Below are 26,845 nucleotides of genomic sequence, written 5' to 3'. Positions count from 1 at the left end.
TGCCTTAGCCGTTGAATTGACTGCCAATCTGTTTGTGGTGGTTCATCCTCTCCTCTCCTTAACCGTAGCGACCGGTGATGTAGTCTTCGGTCTTCTTCTTGGCCGGGGTGGTGAAGATGGTGTTGGTATCCGAGTACTCGATCAGCTCGCCCATGTACATGAAGGCAGTCTGATCCGATACCCGTGCCGCCTGCTGCATGTTGTGGGTCACGATCACCACGGTGAACTGGCTCTTGAGCTCGTTGATCAACTCCTCGATGGTGAGGGTTGAAATCGGGTCGAGCGCCGAGGTCGGTTCATCGAGCAGCAGCACTTCCGGCTCGATGGCGATGGCACGGGCAATCACCAGACGCTGCTGCTGACCACCGGAGAGACCGAAAGCGTTGTCGTGCAGACGATCCTTTACCTCATCCCACAGGGCCGCGCCGCGCAGGGAGCGCTCGGCGGCATCGTCCAGGGTGCGGCGATCGTTGATCCCCTGCAGACGCAGGCCATAGACCACGTTCTCGTAGATGGACTTGGGGAAGGGGTTGGGGCGCTGGAACACCATGCCCACCCGACGACGCAGGGCGGAGACATCGACGCTCTTGTCATAGATATTTTGACCGTGCAGCTGGATCTCGCCGTCGATGCGGCAAATTTCCACCAGATCGTTCATCCGGTTGATGCAGCGCAGCAGGGTCGATTTACCGCAACCGGAGGGGCCGATAAAGGCGGTCACCTGACCTTTGGGGATCTTCATGTTGACGTTGAACAGCGCCTGTTTGCTGCCGTAGTACAGGTTGAGATCCTTCACCTCCAGCGCGGTCTGCTCCGGGCTCAGGTTGAGCAGGTCGGTCGCGGTATGCTGGGTCGCGGCGGTCGTTACGTTGATCATCTGTTACCTCAAAATCTGTCGGTGGCGGCGGGCAATCTCATCGCCCGCGGCCGGAACGCTTGGCTGGCAGGGAACCTGTCCCCTGCCCGTCTCTGTGGTGGCTGGCCTATCAATGTTCCAGCGACCGGAATTTCTCGCGCAGGTGGTTGCGAATACCGATAGCCGTCAGGTTGAGACCGACGATCACCGTCACCAGCAGGAAGGAGGTGGCGTAGACCAGAGGACGCGCCGCCTCGACGTTGGGGCTCTGGAAGCCGACGTCATAGATGTGGAAGCCCAGGTGCATGAACTTGCGCTCCACATGCAGATACGGGAAGTTGCCATCCATCGGCAGGGTCGGCGCCAGTTTCACCACCCCCACCAGCATCAGCGGTGCCACTTCACCGGCCGCACGGGCAATCGCCAGAATGAGGCCGGTCATGATGGCCGGGCTCGCCATCGGCAACACGATGCGCCACAGGGTCTCGGCCTGGGTGGCACCCAGTGCCAGCGAGCCCTGGCGAATGGTGCTCGGGATCCGCGCCAGCCCCTCTTCGGTGGAGACGATCACCACCGGCAGGGTCAGGATGGCCAGGGTCAGCGCCGACCAGATAACGCCGGGTGAGCCAAAGGTCGGGCTCGGCAGCGCTTCCGGATAGAAGAGGCGGTCGATGCTGCCCCCCAGGGTATAGACGAAGAAGCCCAGACCAAACACGCCGTAAACAATGGAGGGCACGCCCGCCAGGTTGATCACCGCGATGCGGATAAGCTTGGTCAGGCTGTTCTTGCCCGCATACTCGTGCAGGTAGACCGCCGCAATCACACCGAGCGGAGTGACGATGATCGCCATCAGGAACACCATGAAGACGGTGCCGAAGATGGCCGGGAATACCCCGCCCTCGGTGTTGGCTTCACGGGGATCGTCGGAGACAAACTTGCCGATCTGGTGGAACCAGTAACCTACCTTGGCCAGCAGGCTCATGTCGTTGGGCCACACCACATCCAGTACCTTGGACATCGGCATGGTCACCAGCTCACCACGCATATCCTTGACGGTGATGCTGTCTCGGTCAGCCTGACTGCGCAGGGAGAAGAGCTCCTTCTCCAGCACCTGATAGCGATCGTTGAGAGCCTGACGCTCGCTCGCCAGCTGGGCTTTGAGCTGATCGGTCAGGTTATTCTCAAGCTCGGCCTTGCGCTCCTTGAGGCGCAGCCGCTCCAGCTGATAGTTGATGCTGCCGATGTCCCCTTTTTGCAGGTCGTTCGCCTGTTCGGAGAGGCCATTGGCCCGCGCCAGCACCCGCTGCAGGGCGGCGTGCAGATCCGTGGTGATCTCGCGCCCATCCTCTTTGACCGAGCTGATGTAGCCGTAGAAGTTGCCGTTGGTGGCGCGCTCAATCATGGCGAGTTCGACCGGCTGACTCTGTGACTTGATGTCGGTCTCCAGCACCCAGCGGAAGTCCAGATCGACAAACTCGCGGTTGCCGGTCTTGACCAGATAGCGGGTCAGCAGCTCGCGCTCCTCCCCCTTGAGCGGCAGGCCTGCGGCGCGCAGGCGCTCCACCGGCACCAGCTCGCGATCGTTGATCTCGCCGATCAGCACGCTCTTGTTGCCGCTCGCATCTTCCAGCTGCCACTCATAGATAGGGTGAGGCCAGAAGTAGACCAGACCACGCCAGCCGATGAGCAGCAACAGCCCAAGTACCGCGACCAGACTCAAGCTGACGGCGCCGCCGGTCATCCAGATCCACGGGGCCCCTGATTTAAACCACTTACCCATTGTCATTCCTTGGTCCTTACAGAGAGCTGTATTTTTCACGCAACCGCTGACGGATGAACTCGGCCAGGGTGTTGAACAAGAAGGTGAACACGAACAGGACGAAGGCTGCGAGGAACAGCACCCGATAGTGGGAGCTGCCCACTTCCGACTCCGGCATCTCTACCGCAATGTTGGCGGCGAGGGTACGCAGCCCCTGGAACATGGAGAAGTCCATGATGGGGGTATTGCCGGTGGCCATCAGCACGATCATGGTCTCGCCCACGGCACGGCCAAGGCCCATCATCACCGCCGAGAAGATGCCCGGGCTGGCGGTGAGTATCACCACCCGGCTCAGGGTCTGCCACGGGGTGGCACCGAGGGCCAGCGAGCCCTGGGTCAGGTGCTTGGGCACCGAGAAGACCGCGTCTTCAGCGATGGAGAAGATGGTCGGAATAACTGCAAAGCCCATGGCGATACCAACTACCAGCGAGTTGCGCTGGTCGAACTTGATACCCATGTCGTGGGTCAGCCAGATGCGCGAATCACCGTGCATAAAGGCATTCTCGATGAGCGGGCTCAGCGCGAACGCCCCCCAACCGATGAAGAGCAGCACCGGGATCAGCAGGATGGCGTGCCACCCCTCCGGCAGCCAGGTACGGCTGCGCTCCGGCAGGTAGTTCCACACCAGCGCGGTCAGCAGCATTCCAGCCGGCAGCAGGATCAGCAGCAGCACCACGCCAGGCAGAGAGCCCTCGATGATGGGCGCCAGCCAGAGGCCGGCCAGGAAACCGAGGATAACGGTCGGCAGAGCCGCCATGATCTCGACGGTCGGTTTGACATATTTGCGCAGCCCCGCCGACATGAAGTAGGCGGTGTAGATGGCGCCCGCAACACCAAGCGGCACCGCAAACACCATGGCATAGAAGGAAGCTTTCAGGGTACCGAATACCAGCGGCACCAGGCTCAGCTTGGCTTCAAAGTCGTTGCTGGCGGAGGTGGATTGCCACACATACTGTGGCTCCGGATACCCTTCATACCACACCTGTTGCCACAGGGCAGACCAAGTCACCTCGGGGTGCTCGTTCTCCACCGCAAACAGCTTGAAGGCATCGCCCTGCTGGGTCAGCAGCAGGTTGTGACGCGGCGAAATGGCCAGCGCAGAGAAGGCGCCACCATCGACATGCTCGCTCAGCAGCTTGGTCTCGCCGGTGGCGTGGAAGAAGCTGACGGTGCCATCCTTGTCGGCACTGATAAAGCCCTTGCGAAAGTGCTCCGGGGTCAGCTGCGCCACGGCGCCATCACCCTTGAAGTCACGGATCTGGGTGAACTGGCGTTTGCCATCCTTTGCCACTTCAAACCACTGGGAGATGACGCCATTGTCATTGCCCACCAGCAGGGAAGAGGCGCCGGAGAGCAGCTCGACCCGGGTCACGTTGGCATTCGGGGCGTTGATCTCCAGCACGTTGCGCACCGAGATATCGCTCAGGTTCTGGATGTCGTAGACAGAGAGGCGGTTGCCCTCGCGCACGAACAGGATGCGCAGGTTGGGGGTGAGCAGCATCTGATCCACATGGCGCGGCAGGGAGGGAATGGTGTAGTTCTGGGCACTCCACTCGATCTCGCCGGAGAGGAAGTTCTCCTCACCGCTCATCACCGTCATCACGCCGCGACCATCTTCGGTCACGGCGGCAGCGGCCATCTTGTCCTTGGTGGCTTCAAACACCATGGTCTTGAGCGCCTTGCCCTCGGGATCCACGACCACCGGCTCTTCGCCGAAGGGGTACTGGAGGCTGGGCTCAATGACGCGCACATCGTTGGGATAGGAGACCTTGAAGGAGGGCTGTACCACTTGCGCCTTGCCGTCGGCAAAACCGTAGGCGATCAGCTTCTGACCCGGCGCGGGCGGCGCCACGGCAGTGACGTCACCGGCTACCTCAGCCTGACCGAGGGATTGACCGACCTTGATCTTGCCATCGCCCTGCACGGCGAAGAAGTTGACCTGCCCGTTGTCGCTGAAGCGATAACCGATCTCGTTCTGCTCCTCCACCCCGAGCCAGGCGGTCTTGCCGCTTGTCGGCAGGGTAAACGAGGCGGTCGGCTCCATCGTGGCGCCATTGAAAATGGGCTTCACCACATAGAGCAGGTAAAAGAAGATAAGAAGGAGCGCCACCAGCACCAGCGCCCCACCCGTGGTGACGCCGTACTTGGCCAATTTGTCCTTGATGCGGCGTTTTCGACTCCCCGCCATACCCAGGTGTAACGATTCCGATGACATGCAAAACCTCAATGTAAGCTAGGCTTGGCGGCATTATATGGCGGTTGCATGACAGTTTTGTTACACCCGCCACCTTAAATAAGCAGGATAAACAGAGGACGGAATACCAGGGGAGAGAGGGAGTGAATGCTTAATAACTGATTGTTTTTAAAGTAGTTATAAAAATGGCAAGCGGCGGGTTAGTACATCCCGCCGCTGACCGGCTCAGGCGGAAGCCTCACCCGATTGTTGCAGCGCCAGTTTGGCCGCCTTTTTCTCGGCGCGGCGCCGCTTGAAGAAATCGGAGAGCTGGGTCGAGCAGGCCTCGGCCAGCACGCCTGCGGTCAGCTCGACTCTGTGGTTGTGGCGCGGGTCCTGCAAGATCTCGAACACCGACCCCGCCGCACCCGTTTTGAGATCCCGTGCGCCAAAGACTACCCGCTTGACCCGGCTATGGATGAGGGCACCGGCACACATGCAGCAGGGCTCCAGCGTCACATAGAGGGTGGTGTCGAGCAGGCGGTAGTTCTCCAGCCGGCTACCTGCCGCACGGATGGCCATTACTTCGGCATGGGCACAGGCATCGTGCTCGCTGATGGAGCGGTTCCACCCCTCCCCCACGATCTCGTCACCCAGCACCAGCACGGCACCAACCGGGATCTCACCGATCCCCTCGGCGCAGCCCGCCAGTGCCATGGCGTGACGCATCCACTTCTCATCCGTTGCGGCCTGTTCCGGCGCATCGGCCCCCTCTGCTGGTTTCACGGCCATGCCTCTCTGTCTGTTCAATCTCTGCATTGGTATTCCATACTTCCACACCTTTCAGCCGACATCATGAATATCTTGCATGAATAGTGGCTGCTGCGGGGCGGCGATTATGCCAAAACTCCCTCCTCCGCCCAAGCCGCATCTTGGCTGCGCAATAAAGAAGCAGTCGGCATCTCTATGATAAAAAAGGAGTTGCACCCATGAGTGCAGATCATTAGACTTCCTCCCCGTCAGCTCAGACTGACCTTGTCGGCGTGTAGCGCAGCCAGGTAGCGCACTGTCATGGGGTGTCAGGGGTCGGAGGTTCAAATCCTCTCACGCCGACCATTATTCCCCGAAAATAGCCCAGTCAAACGACTGGGCTATTTTTTTGCTCCCGTTTTTGCTCTGACCAGCCTTCCCTTTCCCGGCCTTTTGCCCGATTCAACCCGCGCCATCATCGTTAGGAACAAAAAACGTACAGAATCGCTTGAATCTTTTTGATGCGATCATTAATATGCGCAACTTTCCGCCGGTATCAAGACAGGGAGGTGGAGGCACATGTGAAGGGATCACTGGCCGGCTTGCATTCAACACGGGAGCAAGCATGAACCAGACAACCGATTTCACCCCGCTCATTCCGCTCTACCCTGTTCCTCACGACAACTCCTGCACCCCGCAGGGTGAAGAGGAAGTGTTGGTTATCCAGCTGGATGTCATCGATCTGGCCGAACCTGACGATGACTACTGAGCCCGCCTGCGGGCGATTTCCCCCTCTCTTTGCCTGCTTTTTTCCCTGCTTTTCCCCGTCTTATGCCTCTTGAGACGTACTGCCTTAAAAAAACGACAAACCACTACTAAAACATGATTACACAGTGTAATTGACTGCTGTTTAACCACCACTCCCCGCCCGGTTGATCCCCATCAGCTGATACAAACCTACGTTATTGCGCTCCACTTTCAATGCGGCAAGCCGTCAGCGCCAACAGAGCCCTGCGAAAGCCTGACGGTTTTAAACGAACGTTCACTATCCAGCATCAACGCCATCAGCCTATTGATTGAAATATTTAAACGCACTTCATACAGCTGTTTTTAAAAAGCCTGGAGTAAGGTCGGGATTTGTTTTTGCATTTGTAATTTTATTACGTAATAAGTTACGAATCGCATGATATGAAGGGTGACCGGACGAGCCATCGTCCGGACAGAAAAACCAGGAGCATAACCATCTGTATAGAGCTTTTATACCAATCCAATAAATCAATTAAAAACATCAACTTAAATATCAACCCTAAACAGGCGTTTTAAAAAAACTGTTGACGTAATCGACAATATTTCGCACCTTATCAATCGTGTTACCCCGTTGTTGCGGGAACGTTTCAGGAACAGGGATTCGACTTTAGTCGTAGTTAGTTAGTTCAAAATGTAATTCTCAAAGGAGTGAACCTTATGTCGGCACCGGCTCAGACCCACTGTAGCGCCCGCCTTCGCATCCAGGGCGAGATGCTGCCCGAATACGCGCAAATTCTGACGCCGGACGCGGTGGCGCTGGTCTCCGAACTGGTGGAACGTTTTGCTCCCCAAAGAGGGGAATTGCTGAAACAACGTGTGGCACGTCAGGCCCGTATCGATGGTGGCGAGCTGCCGGACTTCCTGCCGGAAACCGCCCACATCCGTGAAGGTGACTGGACCATTCGCGGCATTCCCGCCGACCTGCAAGATCGCCGTGTGGAGATCACCGGCCCGGTCGAGCGCAAGATGGTGATCAACGCCCTCAACGCCAACGTCAAAGTGTTTATGGCGGACTTCGAGGACTCACTGGCCCCCGCCTGGAACAAGGTGATCGAGGGTCAAATCAACCTGCGCGATGCAGTCAACGGTACCGTCTCCTACACCAGTCCGGAAGGAAAGGCCTACACCCTGAACCCCAATCCGGCGGTGCTCATCTGCCGGGTGCGCGGTCTGCACCTGCCGGAAAAACATGTCACTTTCGATGGCGAGCCCATCCCCGGCGGCCTGTTCGATTTTGCCCTCTACTTCCTGCACAACTATCAGACGCTGCTGGCCAAAGGCTCCGGCCCCTACTTCTATGTACCCAAGCTGCAGAGCCATCTGGAAGGGCGCTGGTGGAGCGAGGTATTCGCTTGGACCGAGGACAAGTTCGGCCTTCCCCGCGGCACCATCAAGGCCACCGTGCTGATTGAAACCCTGCCGGCTGTATTCGAGATGGATGAGCTGCTCTATCAGATGAAGGATCACATCGTTGCGCTGAACTGCGGCCGCTGGGACTACATCTTCAGCTACATCAAGACCTTGAAGAACCATCCGGATCGCGTCCTGCCGGACCGCCAGGTAGTAACCATGGACAAGCCGTTCCTCTCCGCCTACTCGCGGCTGCTGATCAAGACCTGTCACAAGCGCGGTGCGCTGGCGATGGGTGGCATGGCCGCCTTTATTCCGGCCAAGGACGCGGCCGTGAGCGAACAAGTATTCGCCAAGGTCAAAGCGGACAAGGAGCGCGAAGCCAATAACGGCCACGATGGCACCTGGGTGGCCCACCCTGGCCTCGCCGATACCGCCATGGCGGTATTCAACGCCACCATTGCGGCTGGCGCCAAGAACCAGATCGGCGTGCTGCGCGAGCAGGATGCCCCCATCACAGCCGCCGACCTGCTGGCCCCCTGTGAGGGTGAGCGCACCGAAGCAGGCATGCGCACCAATATCCGGGTTGCCCTGCAATATCTGGAGGCCTGGATCAACGGTAACGGCTGCGTGCCCATCTACGGTCTGATGGAAGATGCCGCCACCGCCGAGATCTCCCGCACCTCCATCTGGCAGTGGATCCGCCACGGCAAGAGCCTGTCGAACGGCAAGGTGGTGACCAAGGATCTGTTCCGCCAGATGCTGGCCGAGGAGCAGGAGGTGGTCAAAGCCGAAGTGGGTGCCGAGCGCTGGCAAGCGGGTCGCTTTGCCGAAGCAAGCGAGCTGATGGAAGAGATCACCTGCGCCGATACTCTGATCGATTTTCTGACGCTGCCCGGTTACGAGCGGCTCTGAACTCCGGGCCCCGGCGGGGCTCGCCAATAACAAGTCAATGGAAACGTGAAATCAATGAAAGAGGGAACTGATATGGCACTGACCCGTGAGCAACAGATCCAGGCTATCGAGAAAGACTGGGCGGAAAACCCCCGCTGGAAAGGGATCAAGCGCGGCTACAGCGCCGAAGATGTGGTAAACCTGCGCGGCAGCTTGCAGCCGGTGCACACCCTGGCCCAGCGCGGTGCCGACAAGCTGTGGGGTCTGATCCACGGCGACGCCAAAAAGGGCTACGTCAACTGCCTCGGCGCCCTGACCGGTGGTCAGGCGGTACAGCAGGCCAAGGCGGGGATCGAAGCGATCTACCTCTCCGGCTGGCAGGTGGCGGCAGACAACAACTTGTCCTCCACCATGTATCCGGATCAGTCCCTCTACCCGGCCAACTCGGTGCCGTCCGTGGTGGAGCGCATCAACAACTCCTTCGCCCGTGCCGACCAGATCCAGTGGGCCAACAAGGTTGGGCCGCAGGATGAGGGCTTTATCGACTACTTCCTGCCCATCGTGGCGGATGCGGAAGCTGGCTTCGGCGGCGTGCTGAACGCCTTCGAACTGATGAAGGGGATGATTGAAGCGGGTGCCGCTGGCGTGCACTTTGAAGATCAGCTGGCATCAGTCAAGAAGTGCGGCCACATGGGCGGCAAGGTACTGGTACCCACTCAGGAAGCGGTGCAGAAGCTGGTTGCCGCCCGTCTGGCAGCCGATGTGTGCGGCACCACCACCCTGGTGATCGCCCGTACCGACGCCAACGCCGCTGACCTGTTGACCACCGACGCTGACCCGTACGATGCAGACTTCCTGACTGGCGAGCGCACAGCTGAAGGGTTCTACAAGGTTCGTGCCGGTATCGATCAGGCCATTGCTCGCGGTCTAGCTTACGCCCCTTATGCCGACATGGTGTGGTGTGAAACCGCCAAGCCGGATCTGGACGAAGCGCGCAAGTTTGCCGAAGCGATCAAGGCCAAGTTCCCGGATCGCATACTGGCCTACAACTGCTCACCGAGCTTCAACTGGAAGAAAAATCTGGACGATGCCACCATCGCCCGCTTCCAGCAGGAGCTCTCCGACATGGGCTACAAGTACCAGTTCATCACCCTCGCGGGTATCCACAACATGTGGTTCCACATGTACGAACTGGCCTACCAGTACGCCCGTGGCGAAGGGATGAAGCACTACGTCGAGATGGTGCAGGAGCCGGAATTTGCAGCCGCCAGCCGTGGCTACACCTTCGTAGCCCATCAGCAGGAGGTCGGTACCGGTTACTTCGACAAAGTGACCACCGTCATTCAGGGTGGCCAATCCTCGGTCACTGCGCTGACCGGTTCCACCGAAGAAGATCAGTTCCACTGATAGGCAGAACTGTTTGAGAAAGTCCTTGAGATAGCAAAACCCCGGCTTCAGGCCGGGGTTTCTTTTGCCCGTTATATCAGCACCACGGAAACTCAAGCACACCCAATGGCTCAGAGCTCGAGGATCTCTTTGACAAAGGGAATAGTGAGCTTGCGCTTGGCGCGAAATGAGGCGTTGTCGAGCTGATTGAGAGTGGTAAGCAGAGTGCGCATGTCGCGGGAGAGGCGGTTGAGCAGGAAGCGGCCCACATCGATGGGCAGTTTGAAGCCCCGCAGCTCGGCACGCAGCTGCAGGGCACTGAGCTTGCCTTCATCATCCAGCTCTTCGAGATGGAAACTCACCCCCCAGTCAAGGCGCGAGGCGAGATCCGGCAGCTGCAGCCCCAGCTTGCGCGGCGCGCTACAACCGGTGACGATCAGCGTCCCTTCCCCTTTCTCCTGCCAGCGATTGTAAAAATCAAACAGCGCCCGCTCCCAAACGGCATTTCCGGCGATGGCCTCAATGCTGTCGAGGCAGACCAGCGGCAGACTTTCGAGGGCATCAAGCATGCTGGGATCGAGCTGTTCAAACTGATCGAGGGAAAGATAGGCCGCCGCTGCATCGCGGGCATTGACCTCGGCACAGGTGGCATGGAGCAGATGGGAGCGCCCGGAGCCCTTGGCTCCCCAGAAATAGAGGAAAGGTGACCCCTGACCGATAGCCGCATTCTTGAGGGCGGTGATCAGATGAGCATTGGTGCCGGGATAAAAACTGACGAAGGTTTCATCATCCGGTAGTTGTACGGCTAGGGACAGTTGGGCCGGTTGCTTCACTCGTTGGGCTTTGACTGTGACATTTGTGGCTAAGTGTACCATCGCAATGGCAGATAGAGAACCGCCCGGACAAGCCGGGCGGTAGACAAAAGCCTTGTGAAATCAGGGCTGCGACCATTGGTAACGCAGATTGCTGCCATTATCGTCAACCTTGTGCAAGCGGCTCTCCAGCTGCAGGGCGCGTACCAACTCGCTCTGATCCCCCTGCAGGGTAAAGTTGAAGGTGACCTGATTGCCTTCCAGCTTGCCGATCTCGACCTTGCTGACGTTGGCCATCCCCTGCAGCATCTTCTGCACGGAGATCATGCTGTCCACATCGGAGAGACCATCCACCACCAAGGTCTGACTGGTTGCCGGCCCCGAGATGCGGGCGCCGTAGTTTTTCACCAGCCAGGTCGCCAAGGTATCGGCAAGCCCTTGCGCCACTTCGGCCTGGGTACCCGTGGTGTTGCCTCGGGTCAGTTCGGCCACTTCACCAGCGGCCTTGGGACCGTAGAGTCCCCAGTCGATGCTCCACTTGTCCCCTTCCGGGGTCAGCTTGCCCAGCACCACCATCTCGGCGCCATAGCGCTGGCTCGCCTTGAGGATGGGATCGGCAAAACGGCCCCACACATCGGTGGCGCTGACCGCCATGTTGTCGTCCAGATCCATCAGGGGAATGCTGACCGGCAGCCCCAGCGCCAGGGTCTGTTCGCGCAAGGCCTGTGCCCAGCCATCGGTAGACTGGTCTGCCAGCAGATGGCGCTCACCCTGATCCACCACCAGCCAGAGGGCCATCTGGGGACGAGCCGGGCCAAGCAGGGCGAATTTGCTCTCGGAGACCAGGCTGTTGACCTTGTCGCTCTTGAACTCGGCCTTCAGATACTTGACCGAATCCACATCCTGATAGCCATAGCTCTTTACATAGTCGCCCGGCGCAGCCAGCGCCTTGACCACGGCAGGCTGGGTCAGAATATCCCGCTTGCCGGTCACCTTGATCAACACCTCGCCCAGCGCCTGACCCTGAGCAGCCACCATGTCGCCGGTGGTCGGGGCCTTGCCCTGATAGAGGTCGGTCACCTGAGCGGCCGAGGCAATGAATGACAAGCCGCAGCAGAGGGCGGTCACAACACGTTTGAACATGAACAGAGTCTCGAAATGGGAGATGGTGCTTATGGTAGCGGCAAGGCGCGTCCTGCGGCAAGGCTGGGACAAAAGCCATAAACAGCGAAGCCGGCAGGACGCCGGCTCCGTCAGCCACCTCGGCAGAGGCGGCGTGTCACAGCAACTTACTTGGTACCGAAGATCTTGTCGCCGGCATCGCCCAGACCCGGCACGATGTAGCCTTTCTCGTTCAGCCCCTGATCGATGGAGGCACAGAACAGCTCCACATCCGGGTGAGCGGCTTCCAGCGCCTTGATGCCTTCAGGCGCGGCAACCAGCACCAGCACCTTGATGGACTGGCAGCCTTTCTTTTTCAGCAGATCGATAGTGGCGATCATGGAGCCACCGGTGGCCAGCATGGGGTCGATGACCAGCGCCAGACGCTCTTCGATGTTGCTGACGATCTTCTCGAAGTAGGGAACCGGCTGCAGGGTCTCTTCATCGCGGTAGATACCGACCACGCTGACGCGGGCACTCGGCATGTGCTCCAGTACGCCATCCATCATGCCAAGACCGGCACGCAGGATCGGTACGACGGTTACCTTCTTGCCCTTGATCTGGTCAACTTCTACTGGCCCATTCCAGCCATCGATGATAACCTTCTCGGTTTCGAAGTCAGAGGTAGCTTCATAGGTCAACAAACTGCCCACTTCTTTGGCCAGTTCACGGAAACGCTTGGTGCTGATATCGCCTTCACGCATCAGACCGATCTTGTGTTTGACCAAGGGGTGTTTGACTTCAACGACTTTCATTATTATCTCCTCTAACCTGCCGCAAAAAAAATCGCGGAATCATACAATAAAAGCCGCCGCTTGTAGAGCAGTTTTGCGCAAAAACGCGCAAACGATTTCCTTTCTGGTTTTTCACCGCCACTGTTAGAATACGCCCCGAATTTTACCCTCCACTTCTCACATGACGGGGACTACTCGTGACTGACAAAACCTCACTGAGCTACAAGGATGCTGGCGTGGATATCGATGCCGGCAATGCACTGGTTGAACGTATCAAGGGCGTGTCAAAGCGCACTCGTCGTCCTGAAGTCCTTGGTGGTCTTGGCGGCTTTGGGGCCTTGTGTCAAATCCCTGCGGGCTACAAGGAGCCGGTGCTGGTCTCCGGCACCGACGGTGTGGGCACCAAGCTGCGCCTCGCCATCGATCTGAAAAAACATGACACCGTGGGTATCGATCTGGTGGCCATGTGCGTCAACGACCTGATTGTACAGGGTGCCGAGCCCCTCTTCTTCCTCGACTACTACGCTACCGGCAAGCTGGATGTGGACACCGCGGCCGCAGTGGTCACCGGGATCGGTGCCGGTTGCGAGCAGTCCGGTTGCGCTCTGGTGGGCGGCGAAACCGCCGAGATGCCGGGCATGTATGAAGGGGAAGACTACGACATCGCCGGTTTCTGCGTCGGCGTGGTGGAAAAGAGCGAGATCATCGACGGCAGCAAGGTTGCTGAAGGTGACGCCCTGATCGCGCTGGCCGCCAGCGGCCCCCACTCCAACGGTTTCTCCCTGATCCGCAAAATTCTCGAGGTCTCCAAGGCAGATGTTCATCAGCCGTTGGGTGACACCACCCTGGCCAACGCCCTGCTGGAGCCGACCCGCATCTATGTGAAACCTGTGCTCAAGCTCATCAAGGAGTGCGAGATCCACGCACTCTCCCACATCACCGGTGGCGGCTTCTGGGAGAATATCCCGCGCGTGCTGCCCGCCAACACTCAGGCTGTTATCGATGAGCAGAGCTGGCAGTGGCCAGCAGTGTTCAGCTGGCTGCAGCAGGCTGGCAACGTCACCCGCCACGAGATGTATCGCACCTTCAACTGCGGCGTCGGCATGATCATCGCCCTGCCTGCCCATCAGCTGGAGAAGGCGCTGACCCTGCTCAAAGCCGAGGGTGAGAACGCATGGCACATCGGTCATGTGGCCAAGGCGGCCGATGGTGAGGAGCAGGTCGTCATCAAATGATGCGGATCCTCGTCCTTATCTCCGGCAACGGCAGCAATCTGCAGGCAGTCCTCGACCACTGCGCCAGCGGCAAGATTGCCGGTGAGGTGGTCGGCGTCATCAGCAACAAGGCCGATGCCTATGGCCTGATCCGCGCACAAGAGGTAGGGGTGGCTACCGCCACCCTCAGCCAGCAGCAGTTTGCCAGTCGGGAGGAGTATGACGCCGCCCTGCTGGCGCTGATGGCTGACTATCAGCCGGATCTGGTGGTACTGGCCGGCTTTATGCGCATATTGAGCCCGCAACTGGTGCGCCACTTCGCCGGACGGATGATCAATATCCACCCCTCCCTGCTGCCGAAATATCAGGGGCTGCACACCCACCAGCGCGCTATTGATGCTGGTGACAGCGAGCATGGCGCCAGCGTCCACTTCGTGACCGAAGAGCTCGACGGTGGCCCGGTGATCCTGCAGGCCAGTGTGCCCATCTTCGAAGGCGATGATGCTGACGAGGTGGCAGCACGGGTACAGGTGCAGGAGCACAGCATCTACCCGCTGGTGGTGCAGTGGTTCTGTGAAGGGCGTTTGCAGATGCGAGAAGGATCTGCCTTTCTCGATGGCAAGCAACTTGGCCCGGCAGGCTATGCCTGCGAGTAACCGCTAACCACAGTAAGCAAAATGTAACAAGGGAGGCCCAGGCCTCCCTTGTCATTTCCATAGATCAACGCAATGACCACGTTCATCTTCGATTACGCCGCTACGCGGCTAATCAGACCGGATTGTCGATATCGATAAAGGTTACATCCAACCCGTGCACGGTCGCCAGCCACTCTCCCAGCGCCTTGACGCCGTAGCGTTCTGTAGCGTGATGACCGGCAGCGTAGAAGTGCATCCCCATCTCGCGAGCGGTGTGGATGGTCTGCTCGGAAGCCTCGCCAGAGATAAAAGCGTCGATGCCCTGCTCCGCCGCCAGATTGATGTAGCTCTGGCCGCCGCCAGTGCACCAGGCCACCGAGCGGATTAGCTCGGGGCCGCTGTCGCCACAATGGAGCGGCTCACGACCAAGACGCTCGCCAATCAGCTTGGCAAAATCGCTGCCGCTCATCGGCTCTTCCAGCTTGCCCACCATGGCGACACTCTTGCTGTTCCACGGCTCCAGACCACGACGCACCTTGATATCGAGCAGCTTGGCGAGCTGGGCGTTATTGCCCACCTCGGGATGGACATCCAGTGGCAGGTGGTAGGCAAACAGATTGATATCGTGGGCCAGCAGGGTCTTGATACGGCGCTGCTTCATACCGGTGATCTGGGCCGGTTCACCGCTCCAGAAGTAGCCGTGGTGAACCAGAATGGCATCGGCATCGGCAGCCACGGCTGCATCTATGAGGGCCTGACTGGCGGTCACGCCAGTCACCACCTTGCGAATGCGATCGCGCCCCTCGACTTGCAGACCATTGGGGCAGTAATCCTTGATGGCGTGGGGCTCAAGCAGGTGGTTGAGTACGGTTTCCAATTTTCGATGAGAGATCATAAGGGTCCCTTTATAACGGCGCGATTCCCTGTTTTACCAATAAAAACAAGGCCCCGGCTCAAAACGCCAAGGGCCCTATGATAATCGAGAGCCGCCATCAAGACCATGACGGTTCCCACACAGTGATACTTCCCTCTATTGAGGCACCAGCCTGATTCAGGCAGGCAAGTCGATGCCGGCATCCCGCATCTGGGCCAGCTTGTAGCGCAGAGTACGCGGGCTGATACCGAGACGGTCGGCCACATCCTTGCGACTGCCGTTGCACTCTTGCAGGGTGTCGAGAATGATCTGGTGCTCCTGCTGCTTGAGTTCGCTACCGAGGCGATCACCGCCATAAGCGCGCTCTGCGACGGCAAACTCCATCTCCTGCTCGTCCACCTCTTCCAGAATGAGGTGGCTGCAATCGATCACTCCATCTGGACTGAGGATCAACGCCCGCTGTACCACGTTGTCCAGCTCGCGTACGTTGCCGGGCCAGGGATGAGAGAGCAGCCGCTCGCGCGCCTGCGGCTCCAGCTGCGGGGTGGGCAGCCCCTGCTGGCTGGCATGCAGGGCCAGCAGATGTTCAGCCAGCGGCAAGATGTCTCCGGGTCGCTCGCACAGGGCAGACCAGCGCAACGGAAAAACGTTGAGACGGTAGTAGAGATCTTCGCGAAACAGGCCATCCTGTACCGCCTTCTTGAGATCCCGGTTGCTGGTGGCGATGACCCGCACATCCAGCGGGATCATCTTGCGGCTGCCGAGCCGCTCTACCTCTTTCTCCTGCAGCACCCGCAGCAACTTGGCCTGCAGCCCCAGATCCATCTCGGTGATCTCGTCGAGCAGCAGAGTCCCCCCCTGCGCCTGCTCGAACTTGCCGGGGCACCCCTGCACCGCGCCGGTAAACGCCCCCTTCTCGTAGCCAAACAGGGTCGCCTCCAGCATGTTCTCCGGAATGGCGGCGCAGTTGATGGCGATAAAGGGCTGCTCGGCGCGGTTGGAGTTGTCGTGGATGTAGCGGGCCAGTACCTCTTTACCCGTACCACTCGGGCCGGTCACCATGACGGTGGCCTCGCTTCTGGCCACCCGGGTCGCCAGCTGAAACAGCTCGGCGCTCTTGGGATCGCCATAGACCACGGCACGTTTTTCTACCTTCTGGGCCGGCACATAGCGGCTCACCTGGTTGAGCAACACCTCGGGCGAAAAGGGTTTGGCCAGATAGTCGATGGCCCCTTCACGCATGGCGCGCACCGCGCCGTCGATGTTGGCGTAGGCAGTCATCAGGAGTACCGGCACCTGTGGATACTGCTGGCGTATGGTGGCCAACAGGGTCAGGCCATCCATTCCTCCCATCTGAATATCGGAGATCACCATGTCAAACGGCTGACGGGAGAGAGCCAGCAAGGCCCGCTCGCCGCTGTCTACTTCACGGCACTCATAGCCGCCAAGCAACAGGGTATCGACCAGCGCCTCACGCAGGCCATTGTCATCTTCCACTACCAGGATCCGGGCCTGAGTCATGCTACACCTCCCACGACAGCCAACCTGGCCGCATTGATATGGCTCCCACTCGGCTGGCGCAGCGCCTTAACAAGGCTCATGCTGCACCTCCAAGTTGTACCTGCAGCTGATGCAGGGGGAACGACAGAGTAAAACAGGTGCCCTCTCCGGGAACCGAGGCCACACCGACCTCGCCCTGATGAGCACGCACGACGGATTGCACCACCGCCAGTCCAAGGCCGGTGCCCTGGGAGCGAGTGGTAAAGAAGGGTTCGAAAATCTGGCTAAGCAGGTGGGCCGGCATCCCCTTGCCATTGTCGATCACCCGCATCTCGACCCGAGCACCGCTGCGCACCGCGCTCACCAGAAGTGACGTTGCCCCCGCCTGCTGGGCGTTGGCGATGAGGTTGTTGATGGCTCCGGAGAGTGCACTGCTGTTGGCCAGCAGGCAGAGATCGGGCTCCGGCGCCTCCATATGCAGCTCGCAACCCTGCTGGGCGCAGAAGGCCTCAGCTCCCGCCTGCACTTCAGCCAGCAGACCCTGTACCGAGACGGGGGTGACCACCTGATTGTCGCCATTGCGGGCAAACAGCAGGATGTCGTTGATCTGCTTCTCCAAGTCCTGCAGCCGGGCCATCAGCTTCTGCTGAAACTGGGTGCGGGATTCGGGTTTGAGGGTGCGGTTCGCCAGGTTGGCGGCATAGAGCATGGCGGCCGAGAGCGGGGTGCGGATCTGATGGGCCAGCGAAGCGGCCATATTGCCAAGAGCCGACAACCGCTTCATGTGGTTGATGCGATCCTGCAGCTGACGGGTTTCGGTCAAGTCGTTGATAAAGACCAGCTGGCCCGCCTGATCCTGCAGCGGCTGGGTCGAGAGCTGGACCCGGCGACCATCGCGCAGGGAGATCTCGTGACCATCATCCTCGCGCGGCTCGAAGCAGCGGGTGATGACGTGACGCCAGAGCTCCCCCTCCAGCGGCTCTCCTAGCAGGTCTATCGCCGCCGGATTGGCACGGGTGATGATGCCAGTGCCATCAAGCAACAGCACCCCGGTCGGGAGCGCCTTGAAGATGGCGTAAAGCTGGCTCACTTCGTGAGACTGGAGTGGGATATCCTGCTGTTGGGCTGTCATAAACCTGACCTCAAACTGGCGACCTGGTCAGGTTATTCAATTTCCATGCCACTAAATTAATCTATTAAAACCAATAGATTACTGCTCTGCGTCAAGGCTTTGACCCTCAGACGTCCTTGCTCATCCCATACTTTTTCATCTTCTCGACCAAGGTAGTACGACGCATGCCGAGCAGATCGGCGGCGCGGGCCACCACCCCGTCCTGCGACTCCAGAGCCTGACGGATCAGCTCCACTTCGAGGTCGGCCAGCATCTCCTTGAGATTGACCCCCTCCTCCGGCAGCTGCATGGTTCGAGGCGAGGAAAGCGGATGGTCGATCTCCGGCGGATCCTGAAACACCGCGGCCAGTGCATCCCGCTCATCCATCTCGGTCAGTCGCTCATCACGCGGCTCGCTTGGCAGCAAGCGGTAGCGGCTCGGCAGATCGGCCACATCGACAATCTGCTGCGGATAGAGAATGAGCAGCCGCTCCAGCAGGTTGGAGAGCTCGCGCACGTTGCCCGGCCAGGGATACTGCATCAGCGACTCCATCGCCCGCTGGGTCAGACGGATGGTGCTGTGGTGCTGTTCGGCATGGCGGTTGAGCAGCTCCTGCAGCAGCAGGGGGATATCGTCGATGCGATCACGAAGCGGCGGAGTCTCGATGGGGAAGACATTGAGGCGATAGTAGAGATCTTCACGGAAGCCCTGGGTGCGGATCAACGCCTCCAGATCCCGGTGAGTCGCGGCGATGATACGCACATCGGCCTGAATGGGCTTGCCACCACCCACCCGATCAAAGAGCCGTTCCTGCAACACCCGCAGCAGCTTGACCTGCATCGGCATCGGCATGTCGCCGATCTCGTCGAGGAACAGAGTGCCCCCCTGCGCCAGCTCGAAGCGGCCACGCCGCGCGGCGATAGCACCGGTAAAGGCCCCCTTCTCGTGGCCGAACAGCTCGCTCTCCAAGAGCTCCGCCGGAATGGCACCGCAGTTGATGGGCACGAACGGCCCCTGGCTGCGGCCAGAGAGTTCGTGAATGGCGCGCGCCACCACCTCTTTACCGGTACCCGACTCACCGAGGATCAGCACGTTGGCATCGGTCTCGGCAACCTGGCTGATGAGGCGACGCACCTCCTGGATCCCCTTCCCCTTGCCCACCAGCAGGCGCAGCAGAGCCTGCCCCTTGTCATGGGTCTGCTGACGGGGATGCAGAGAAACAAACGCCTGACAGAAGTGCAGGTGGCGAGTCAGCGACTCATAGGTAAACGGCGCCTCGGCAACACCGATGAAGTTGCTGTTGGGCAGGTCGGCCTCGACCAGAGAGATAAAGGGGGTTCGGGGGAATGCAGCCAGCAGATCCGGCAGAACACGGGTGCCGAGCTCTCCGGCCAGTACACCTTGCAGGGGGCCGGAGGAGTCGATGGCGACATCCAGATCGCCTTCAGCTACCTCTTGCCACGGGATCCCCATAAACGAGAGCACTGTTCCCAACTGCTGACGCCGCTGCGCATCGGCATCAACAATCAACACGCCCATCTCCACCATATCAATCCCTCGCGACGACCGAATATAATTCATTGTTTTATATAGATATAAAACATATATCACTTATTTTATTTCTGACAGACAAAGTGCCAAAATTCCGACACTTTGTCAAAAATTGTCGTATTCAGGCTAAGTGTATCGACATAAAACGGGGATAAACGAAATGGCTACGGCATTTTTTTCGAAGGGAATATTCAGGTGATACCGCCTTGCCGGCGGCGGTATCACTCAGATGCAGCAGTTCAAGGGTGGATATGGTGGCACGGGGTGGCGTAGCGGCACTCGGGGAAACGGCTGCAGGCCAGAAAGAGGCGGCCGGCATGGGGCCCTTTCTTGGCTTCACGTTCCACCAGCGGCGCATCGCAGCGAGGACAGTGGTGCACCTCTTCATCCTCGTCTTCAGACGGATCGGCAAACAGGTTGTCGGCAAGCTCCGGCTCCATCGCGGGAACTGCAACGCTCGGCGCAGGGCGCTCCAGATTTGGGAAGTGAAGCGGCTCTTCATCGACCGGGCGAACAGTTGCCTGTGGCGAGCCACCGCGCAACGGCGTGCCAAGATCGACCCCGTCCAGCAACAGAGGATTGAAGGTAGGTTCGCGCCGCTGGCCCGGCAGCAGATCATCGACCACCGGCTCGCTGGTTTTGACCAGCAACGGCAGAATCTGTTCGCGCAACTCTTCCACCTGATAACCGCTGCTGGCCGGAATTTGCAGCAGGGGCAGACCGGCGCTGTCGCAGGCAGTTTTCAGAAAGAGATCACGCGCCTTACGCTTCTGATGACGGTGAGAGCTGTCATCCAGCTCGATGGCGCAGACAAACGAGAGGTCGGTCGGATGGCAGAGCAGATAGTCAAAATGCTTGCCGCTGATCTTGTTGAAGTGTTGCTGCCATTTGCTCTTGCCGAGCCCCGCTTGCGGAGTCAGCACATCGGCCACCCGCACCTTGGCAAGCACTCTGGCCTTGTCGCCTACCGCCAGATCCAGAACCCCGAGAAAAGAGCGCTCGGCCGGAGTGAAGAGAGTCTCCTGCAGATCGTAGGGCAGCTGCTTCTGCTCCTTGTTTCTGCTCCAGAAAATCGCCAGCACCAGCAGGGCCAGCAGCAGTAATCCCGACAGGACGAGGGTATTCATGAGAGCACAATCCAGTTCACAACACGAAAGGGGGAACACTTTACCACAGCCAGCGTCAGGCAAGGCAGCAGGCAAGCGTATGGAAAGTGTAAAAGTCCCTGCTTTTTATCCATTTGCCAGCGGGCGGGGCTTCATATGACCAGCCACAGCAGGCACAATGCTGGAGAAACCCGATTCCAAGGAGAGCAGGATGCAAAAGCAATTGGTGGTCACCGTGATCGGTGCAGACAAACCAGGTATCGTCGAGAGTCTGGCTGCCGTCATCAGTCGCGAGCAGGGCAACTGGCTGGGCAGTGCCATGAGCGAGCTGGCAGGCCAGTTTGCCGGTATCCTCCATGTGGCGGTGCCCGAGGAGCACTACCGCAGCCTGTGCGAAGCGCTGGCCCTGCTGCCCGGCCTCACCATCAGTTTTGCCGAAGGGACCCCCACCGCCGAGCCGGCCCATCAGGTGATGATGACGGTCACCGGCAATGATCGCCCCGGCATCGTCCACGAAGTAGCAAGCATCCTGCGGCAACTTGATATCAATGTGGCCGATCTCACCACCGGCTGTGAACCGGCCCCCCACTCTGGCGCATCACTCTTCTATGCCCATGCACTGGTTGCTCTGCCAGACGGGCTGGAGATGGAGAGCCTTGTTTCTGCGCTGGAGTCTCTCTCCGATGATCTGGTGGTCGATATTGACGAGGCGATGCCCGAGTAATATTGCTGTCACTTTTCTGTCATATATTCACGTCATACCTGCCGCGCAGAGGCGAACTGATTAGAGACCAGAGGCATAACATGAGCACCGACAAGCTGTATGAAGAGAAAGAGCTGAGCTGGCTCTCATTCAATGAACGGGTGTTGCAAGAAGCGATGGACAAGACGGTCCCCCTCATCGAGCGGGTCCGCTTTTTGGGGATCTTCTCCTCCAACCAGGATGAGTTTTTTAAAGTTCGGGTGTCGGACGTCAAGCGCCGCATTCTGATCAACGAAGTACATGGCGGCGATGATGAAGCCAAGGTGCTGCTGCGCGCCATCCAGCAGAAGGTGATGGCACTTGGCGAGGCATTCGACAACACCTACAAGGAGCTGCTGATCGCCCTGGCTCGCCACAACATCTTTCTGGTCAACGAAAACCAGCTCTCCGACGCCATCCAGAAGTGGCTGCGGGTGTTCTTTCGGGAGAAGGTGCTGCGCCACATCATCCCGATCCTGCTCAACAAGGAGGTCAACCCGGTCAAGTTCCTGAAAGACGAGCACACCTATCTGGCCATCGAGATGAAAAAGAATGGCCAGGTGATCCAGTACGCGCTGGTGGAAGTGCCGACCGATGACCTGCCCCGTTTCTTCCAGCTGCCGCCGGAAGGGACCCGCCGCAAGAAGCAGATCATCATTCTGGACAATGTCATCCGCTTCTGTCTCGACGAGATCTTCAAGGGTTTCTTCGACTACGACGAGATTGCCGCCTATGCGGTGAAGCTGACCCGGGATGCCGAATATGACCTCTCCGACCAGCTGGACTTGAGCCTGGTCGACAAGATGAGTGATGGCTTGAAGCAGCGTCTCACCGCCATGCCGGTGCGTTTCGTCTACGAGCGGGAGATGCCGGCGGCGATGATAAGCTTCCTCAAGCTCAAGCTGCAGATCAGCTCCTACGACGCCATCATGCCGGGCGGGCGCTATCACAACTTCAAGGATTTCATCGGCTTCCCCAACGTGGGCCGCGACTATCTGGAAAACCCCAAGCTGCCAGCCATCGATTGCCGCGACTTTGACGGCTTCGTCAATGCCTTCGATGCCATCACCAAGCAGGACATCCTGCTCTACTACCCGTACCACAAGTTCCACCACTTCACCGAGCTGGTGCGTCAGGCGGCGTTCGATCCGGCGGTCAGCGCCATTCGCATCAATATCTACCGGGTCGCCAAGAAGTCGCGGATCATCCACTCCCTCATCGATGCCGCCAACAACGGCAAGAAGGTGACCGTGGTGGTAGAACTGCGCGCCCGCTTCGATGAAGCTGCCAACATCGACTGGGCCAACATCCTGACCGATGCAGGGGTCAAGGTGGTGTTCGGGGTGCCGAGCCTCAAGATCCACTCCAAGCTCTGCCTGATTACTCGCCACGAAAACGGCGAGGCGGTGCGCTACGCCCATATCGGGACCGGCAACTTCAACGAGAAGACCGCCAAGATCTATACTGACTTCTCGCTGCTGACTCGCCATCCTGACATCACCGCCGAGGTGGAGAGCGTGTTCGAGTACATCGAATACCCCTACCGGCGCTACAAGTTCAACCACTTGCTGGTCTCCCCCATCAACAGCCGGCGTCAGCTCTATCGTCTCATCGACAACGAGCTCTCCAACGCCAAGGCGGGGCAACCGAGCGGCATCACCCTCAAGATCAACAACCTGGTGGACCGGGATCTCATCAACCGGCTCTATGCCGCCGGTCAGGCCGGGGTGCCGATCCAGATGATCATCCGTGGCATGTGCGCCCTGCGTCCGGGCGTGCCGGGCCTCAGTGACAACATCAAGGTGATCAGCATCATCGACCGCTTCCTCGAGCACCCGCGGGTGATGGTGTTCCACAACAAGGGCAACCCCCAGCTCTATATCTCCAGCGCCGACTGGATGAGCCGCAATATTGACGGCCGGATCGAGGTGGGCACTCCCATCTATGACGAGCGGCTCAAGCAGCGCATCATGGATATTCTCGAGCTACAACTGAGTGATACCTGCAAGGCGCGGGTGATCGATGCCGACCAGCAGAACGAATATGTGAAGCGGGGCAACCGCCGCAAAATCCGCTCTCAGGTCGCGATTTACGACTATCTCAAACGTATCGAGTCAAACAATGGACAATAGCCTCTACGCCGCCGTCGATCTCGGCTCCAACAGTTTTCATATGGTGATCGCCCATCTGAGCGAAGGGCGTTTTCGCATCGTCGATCGAATCAAGGAGCGGGTGCGACTGGCGGAAGGGATGGATGAGCAAAAGCGCATGAGCCCGGAGGCGATGGAACGCGGCCTCGCCTGTCTGTCGCTGTTTGCCGAGCGGCTCACCAACATCAAACCGGATCAGATCCGCATCGCCGGCACCTACACATTGCGCCGTGCCAGCAACGCGCGCGAGTTCGTCAGCGAAGCGGCCAAGGTGCTCAACCACCCCATCGAGATCATCAGCGGGCAAGAAGAAGCACGGCTCATCTATCAGGGGGTCGCCCATACCCAGCATATCGAGGGCCAGGTACTGGTCATCGATATCGGCGGCGGCAGCACCGAGCTCATCATCGGTGAAGGGTTTGAACACAAGGCCCTCACCAGCCGCAAGATGGGCTGTGTCAGCTTTACCCAGAGCTTCTTTGCCAGCGGCAAACTGAGCGACAAGCACTTCACCAATGCCGTGCTGGAGGCGCAGCACCAGCTCGCCCCCATCGTCAACCAGTACCGCAAGCTGGGCTGGCAGAGCTGTCTTGGCAGCTCAGGTTCGATCCGCACCGTGCGCGACGTGCTACAGGGTGAGGGGCTGACTGACGGCAGCATTACGCTGGAGGGGCTGGAGCGGCTCAAGGCGCTGATGATCGAACACAAGCGGGTCGATAACCTCAAACTGGCCGGGCTCACCGAGGAGCGTCAGGAGGTGTTTGCCGCCGCGGTCGCCATCCTGCTCGGCCTGTTTACCTCGCTGCCCATCGAGCGGCTCGACTACTCTGACGGAGCCCTGCGTGAAGGATTGCTGTATGAGTTCGAGGAGCGCTTGCAGCACCACGATATCCGCGAACGGACGGCGCAAGCCCTCGGCACCCACTACCGGATGGACCGCAAACAAGCCGCCCGGGTGGAGCAGAGCGTGCTGACCCTGTTTGATGCCCTGCAAGAGCCTTGGCAGATGGAGATAGAGCCCTATCGCGCCATCCTCGGCTGGGCGGCGCGGCTGCACGAAATTGGCCTTGCCATCAACTACAGCGGCATCCACCGCCACTCCGCCTATATCCTGCAACACACCGACCTGCCCGGCTTCAACCAGGACGATCAGGCATTGCTGGCCGCGCTGGTACGCTTCCAGCGCAAGGGGCTAAAACTCGCCGAGCTACCGCCCCTGCCCAACCACGACCTGCAGACGGTGCTGCGCTGCATCCGCATTTTGCGCCTAGCGGTAGCCGCGCACCACAAGCGCCAGGACAACCTGCTGCCTGAGTGGAAAGTTGCGGTACAAGGGGATCAGCTGGTAGTGACCCTGCCGATCGACTGGTGCGAGGAGAACCGTCTCCTGATGCAGAATCTGGAGAAGGAGCACCGTTATTGCCAGGAGCAGGGCTGGCCACTGTTGTTCCAGCTCGGCTGAACCGCAAAGAGAGATGTAAAAAAGGCAGCCCGTGGGCTGCCTTTTGCATTCTCAGGTTGTGGTTTACTGCAGTTCGGGCAGCAGCAACTTGGCAATCTCGAAGTAGATGATAAGACCGGTACCATCCACCAGCGTCGCGATAAAGGGAGCCGATACGACCGCCGGGTCGATACGGAAGCGGCGCAACACCATGGGGATCACCGACGCCACAGTGGCGCTCCAGAGCACGATGGCGATGATGGTCAGAGTAACTACCATGCCAATCTGGGGACCCACCCCCAGACTCCAGGCCCGCACCCAGGCCGCCAGCGCAATGGCCGCCGAAATGAGCAAACCGGTAGAGAGCTCCTTCTTCAGCACAGTGCCGAGGTTGCGCAAACTCACCTCCCCGACCGCCATGGCACGCACTATGGTAGTGGTGATCTGGGTGCCGCTGTTACCACCGGTACCGATCAGCAGAGGGATAAAGAATGCCAGGGCAATGGCAGCTTCCAACTGCTCCTCGAAAGCCCGCAGCACGGTGCCGGTATAGGCTTCGGCCACAAACAGAATGAGCAACCAGCCCACCCGCTTGCGCCACAACTGCCAGGGCGTTGCCTGCAGATAGGGGGTATCCAGCGGCGATGAACCACCCTGCATCTCGGCATCCTCGGTGGATTCGAGCTCCAGGATATCGGCGGCATCATCAACGTGGAAAATACCGACCAGCCGTCCCTGATCCTCGACCGGCAACACCGACAAGTCGCGGTCAATCAGCAGGCGTGCCGCCAGCTCCTGATCCGCCCGAGCATTGATCCGCACCGTTTCACGGTCCATCAGAGTTGCGACGCTGGCCAGCGGGTCAGCGATCAGCAGAGTCTTGAGCGAGATGCTCCCCTGCAGACGCCCATCCGCGTTGACCACATAGATGTGGCGAAACAGCTGGGCATTGTCCCAGGCATCGTGGATCAGCTGCTTGGCCTTGCCCACGGTGTCCTGTTCGCTCACGGCCAGGTATTCATGACGCATGTTGGCCCCGACCGACTCGGTAGGCCAGTCAAGCAGGGAGTAGTACATGGCCTGAGCCTGGGTCGGAAAACGCGCCAACAGCATGGTGCGATCCTGACGGCCGAGCTTGCGCAGGATAGCCACCATCTCGCGACGGGGAATGGCCTCTTGCAAGACTGTAACTATGCTGCCATGCATACGCTGCAACAGGCGACCCGCACTTTCTGCCGAGAGAGAAGCGATAAGTTCAGCCCCCTGCGGCACAGGCAAGGTATCAAAGATGCAGTTGAGCTCTTCCGGACGCAGGGTCAGCAGTTGATCGGCACGCTGAACCGGATCCAGATTGTGTTCCAGCCAACCCTGCAGGCTGGCGAGATCGAGCAGTTGATGACGGTTGAGAATGGTGTGTGTTTTCTTCATCACAAATAATCCCATGTGATTTCAGGCAAGCCTGAGCGCGAGCGGAGATCCGTTCGCCATCTGAAAGAAAACAGCAATTTGATTGACGAGTAATAGGCAGGAAATGACGCCGTTCGGCGTGTCATCATCCCCACGTACCAGCTTTAGCACTGCATAACGTATCCGGCATGCCGGAAGCCACTTGGGTTTACACCTTAATCCGATGAAAACTGTCCTGATCTTGGGCGTCTCTGGACGTCGTGAGATCAGTGGCCTGTGTTTATACAGGAGCCTCGCCTAACGAGATGCTGCAATTAAACTTGCACAACCCTCTGTTGTGCGGGCGGCATAATTGTCCAATCACACAACAA

21 protein-coding genes, 1 tRNA gene and 1 riboswitch are annotated in these 26,845 nt (G+C 59.2%); of the genes, 9 read left to right on the top strand and 13 right to left on the bottom strand.

Annotated features, from left to right (window positions below):
- Positions 1-58 precede the first annotated feature (58 nt).
- The 4 genes from pstB to tadA form a co-directional block, all read right to left on the bottom strand.
- Entirely contained in the window at positions 59-877 is an 819-nt protein-coding gene (gene pstB / locus AAHA39_RS00355; protein WP_033114382.1) for a phosphate ABC transporter ATP-binding protein PstB, read from the bottom strand.
- A 109-nt stretch (positions 878-986) separates the two neighbouring features.
- Positions 987-2,636, bottom strand: a complete 1,650-nt coding sequence (gene pstA / locus AAHA39_RS00350) for a phosphate ABC transporter permease PstA (protein ID WP_033114381.1) — start codon at positions 2,634-2,636, stop codon at positions 987-989.
- 16 nt (positions 2,637-2,652) lie between these two features.
- The gene (locus AAHA39_RS00345; RefSeq protein WP_033114380.1) at positions 2,653-4,890 is read right to left on the bottom strand and encodes an ABC transporter permease subunit; all 2,238 of its coding nucleotides are present in this window, start codon (positions 4,888-4,890) and stop codon (positions 2,653-2,655) included.
- A gap of 204 nt (positions 4,891-5,094) precedes the next feature.
- Complete coding sequence (gene tadA / locus AAHA39_RS00340; protein WP_239693810.1) at positions 5,095-5,577, bottom strand: tRNA adenosine(34) deaminase TadA; 483 nt, start codon at positions 5,575-5,577, stop codon at positions 5,095-5,097.
- Positions 5,578-5,887: 310 nt separating this feature from the next.
- On the opposite strand from tadA, the gene AAHA39_RS00335 reads away from it, so the two are divergent.
- From AAHA39_RS00335 to aceA, 4 genes are all read left to right on the top strand, one after another.
- Positions 5,888-5,964: transfer RNA gene (locus tag AAHA39_RS00335), tRNA-Pro, on the top strand.
- A 259-nt stretch (positions 5,965-6,223) separates the two neighbouring features.
- The gene (locus AAHA39_RS00330; protein ID WP_320655878.1) at positions 6,224-6,367 is read left to right on the top strand and encodes a hypothetical protein; all 144 of its coding nucleotides are present in this window, start codon (positions 6,224-6,226) and stop codon (positions 6,365-6,367) included.
- A 695-nt stretch (positions 6,368-7,062) separates the two neighbouring features.
- A complete protein-coding gene (aceB, locus tag AAHA39_RS00325) occupies positions 7,063-8,670 on the top strand; it encodes a malate synthase A (protein ID WP_320655879.1) in 1,608 nt (535 codons plus the stop codon).
- 72 nt (positions 8,671-8,742) lie between these two features.
- Positions 8,743-10,056 (top strand): isocitrate lyase, encoded by a 1,314-nt coding sequence (aceA, locus tag AAHA39_RS00320; protein WP_005344572.1) that lies wholly within the window; start codon positions 8,743-8,745, stop codon positions 10,054-10,056.
- 110 nt (positions 10,057-10,166) lie between these two features.
- Here aceA and hda read toward each other — a convergent pair whose 3' ends face one another.
- The 3 genes from hda to upp form a co-directional block, all read right to left on the bottom strand.
- Positions 10,167-10,868 carry a DnaA inactivator Hda gene (gene hda / locus AAHA39_RS00315; protein ID WP_033114378.1) on the bottom strand — a complete coding sequence of 234 codons (702 nt, stop codon included), beginning with the start codon at positions 10,866-10,868 and terminating at the stop codon, positions 10,167-10,169.
- Positions 10,869-10,970: 102 nt separating this feature from the next.
- A complete protein-coding gene (locus tag AAHA39_RS00310) occupies positions 10,971-11,990 on the bottom strand; it encodes a DUF2066 domain-containing protein (RefSeq protein ID WP_041209869.1) in 1,020 nt (339 codons plus the stop codon).
- A gap of 146 nt (positions 11,991-12,136) precedes the next feature.
- A complete protein-coding gene (upp, locus tag AAHA39_RS00305) occupies positions 12,137-12,763 on the bottom strand; it encodes a uracil phosphoribosyltransferase (RefSeq protein ID WP_033114376.1) in 627 nt (208 codons plus the stop codon).
- 176 nt (positions 12,764-12,939) lie between these two features.
- Here upp and purM point away from each other — a divergent pair, with 176 nt between their 5' ends.
- Together purM and purN are read left to right on the top strand one after the other, a co-directional pair.
- A complete protein-coding gene (gene purM, locus AAHA39_RS00300; protein ID WP_139394005.1) occupies positions 12,940-13,977 on the top strand; it encodes a phosphoribosylformylglycinamidine cyclo-ligase in 1,038 nt (345 codons plus the stop codon).
- The gene (purN, locus tag AAHA39_RS00295; RefSeq protein ID WP_320655880.1) at positions 13,974-14,612 is read left to right on the top strand and encodes a phosphoribosylglycinamide formyltransferase; all 639 of its coding nucleotides are present in this window, start codon (positions 13,974-13,976) and stop codon (positions 14,610-14,612) included. Before purM ends, purN begins: the two co-directional genes overlap by 4 nt.
- A 112-nt stretch (positions 14,613-14,724) precedes the next feature.
- On the opposite strand, the gene AAHA39_RS00290 is transcribed toward purN, so the two are convergent.
- The 5 genes from AAHA39_RS00290 to AAHA39_RS00270 all read right to left on the bottom strand — a co-directional run bounded on the left by AAHA39_RS00290 (position 14,725) and on the right by AAHA39_RS00270 (position 20,755).
- Complete coding sequence (locus AAHA39_RS00290; RefSeq protein ID WP_342689983.1) at positions 14,725-15,486, bottom strand: Nif3-like dinuclear metal center hexameric protein; 762 nt, start codon at positions 15,484-15,486, stop codon at positions 14,725-14,727.
- Positions 15,487-15,642: 156 nt separating this feature from the next.
- Positions 15,643-16,986, bottom strand: coding sequence for a sigma-54-dependent transcriptional regulator (locus AAHA39_RS00285; protein ID WP_042033344.1), 1,344 nt, complete (start codon positions 16,984-16,986; stop codon positions 15,643-15,645).
- Between the two features lie 76 nt (positions 16,987-17,062).
- Positions 17,063-18,097 carry a sensor histidine kinase gene (locus AAHA39_RS00280; RefSeq protein WP_320655881.1) on the bottom strand — a complete coding sequence of 345 codons (1,035 nt, stop codon included), beginning with the start codon at positions 18,095-18,097 and terminating at the stop codon, positions 17,063-17,065.
- A 106-nt stretch (positions 18,098-18,203) separates the two neighbouring features.
- Positions 18,204-19,625: a sigma-54 dependent transcriptional regulator gene (locus tag AAHA39_RS00275; RefSeq protein WP_041209864.1), complete on the bottom strand. Its 1,422-nt coding sequence runs from the start codon at positions 19,623-19,625 to the stop codon at positions 18,204-18,206.
- 242 nt (positions 19,626-19,867) lie between these two features.
- Complete coding sequence (locus AAHA39_RS00270) at positions 19,868-20,755, bottom strand: DUF2726 domain-containing protein (RefSeq protein WP_320655882.1); 888 nt, start codon at positions 20,753-20,755, stop codon at positions 19,868-19,870.
- Between the two features lie 190 nt (positions 20,756-20,945).
- On the opposite strand from AAHA39_RS00270, the gene AAHA39_RS00265 reads away from it, so the two are divergent.
- From AAHA39_RS00265 to ppx, 3 genes are all read left to right on the top strand, one after another.
- On the top strand, positions 20,946-21,458 hold the full coding sequence (locus AAHA39_RS00265) for a glycine cleavage system protein R (protein WP_033114369.1): 513 nt from the start codon (positions 20,946-20,948) through the stop codon (positions 21,456-21,458).
- Between the two features lie 80 nt (positions 21,459-21,538).
- Positions 21,539-23,608 carry a polyphosphate kinase 1 gene (ppk1, locus tag AAHA39_RS00260; protein WP_041209862.1) on the top strand — a complete coding sequence of 690 codons (2,070 nt, stop codon included), beginning with the start codon at positions 21,539-21,541 and terminating at the stop codon, positions 23,606-23,608.
- Positions 23,598-25,088 (top strand): exopolyphosphatase, encoded by a 1,491-nt coding sequence (ppx, locus tag AAHA39_RS00255; RefSeq protein ID WP_320655883.1) that lies wholly within the window; start codon positions 23,598-23,600, stop codon positions 25,086-25,088. Before ppk1 ends, ppx begins: the two co-directional genes overlap by 11 nt.
- A gap of 63 nt (positions 25,089-25,151) precedes the next feature.
- Here ppx and mgtE read toward each other — a convergent pair whose 3' ends face one another.
- Positions 25,152-26,495, bottom strand: a complete 1,344-nt coding sequence (gene mgtE / locus AAHA39_RS00250) for a magnesium transporter (RefSeq protein WP_042033338.1) — start codon at positions 26,493-26,495, stop codon at positions 25,152-25,154.
- Positions 26,496-26,616: 121 nt separating this feature from the next.
- A riboswitch (M-box (ykoK) riboswitch) is annotated at positions 26,617-26,786 on the bottom strand.
- Positions 26,787-26,845: the final 59 nt, after the last annotated feature.

The organism is Aeromonas sp. SE22 (genome assembly GCF_038739755.1).
In the GTDB taxonomy this organism is placed as follows: domain Bacteria; phylum Pseudomonadota; class Gammaproteobacteria; order Enterobacterales; family Aeromonadaceae; genus Aeromonas; species Aeromonas jandaei.
Note: the sequence above shows the minus strand (reverse complement) of the source record. Positions and strands in the feature narration are given on the sequence as shown.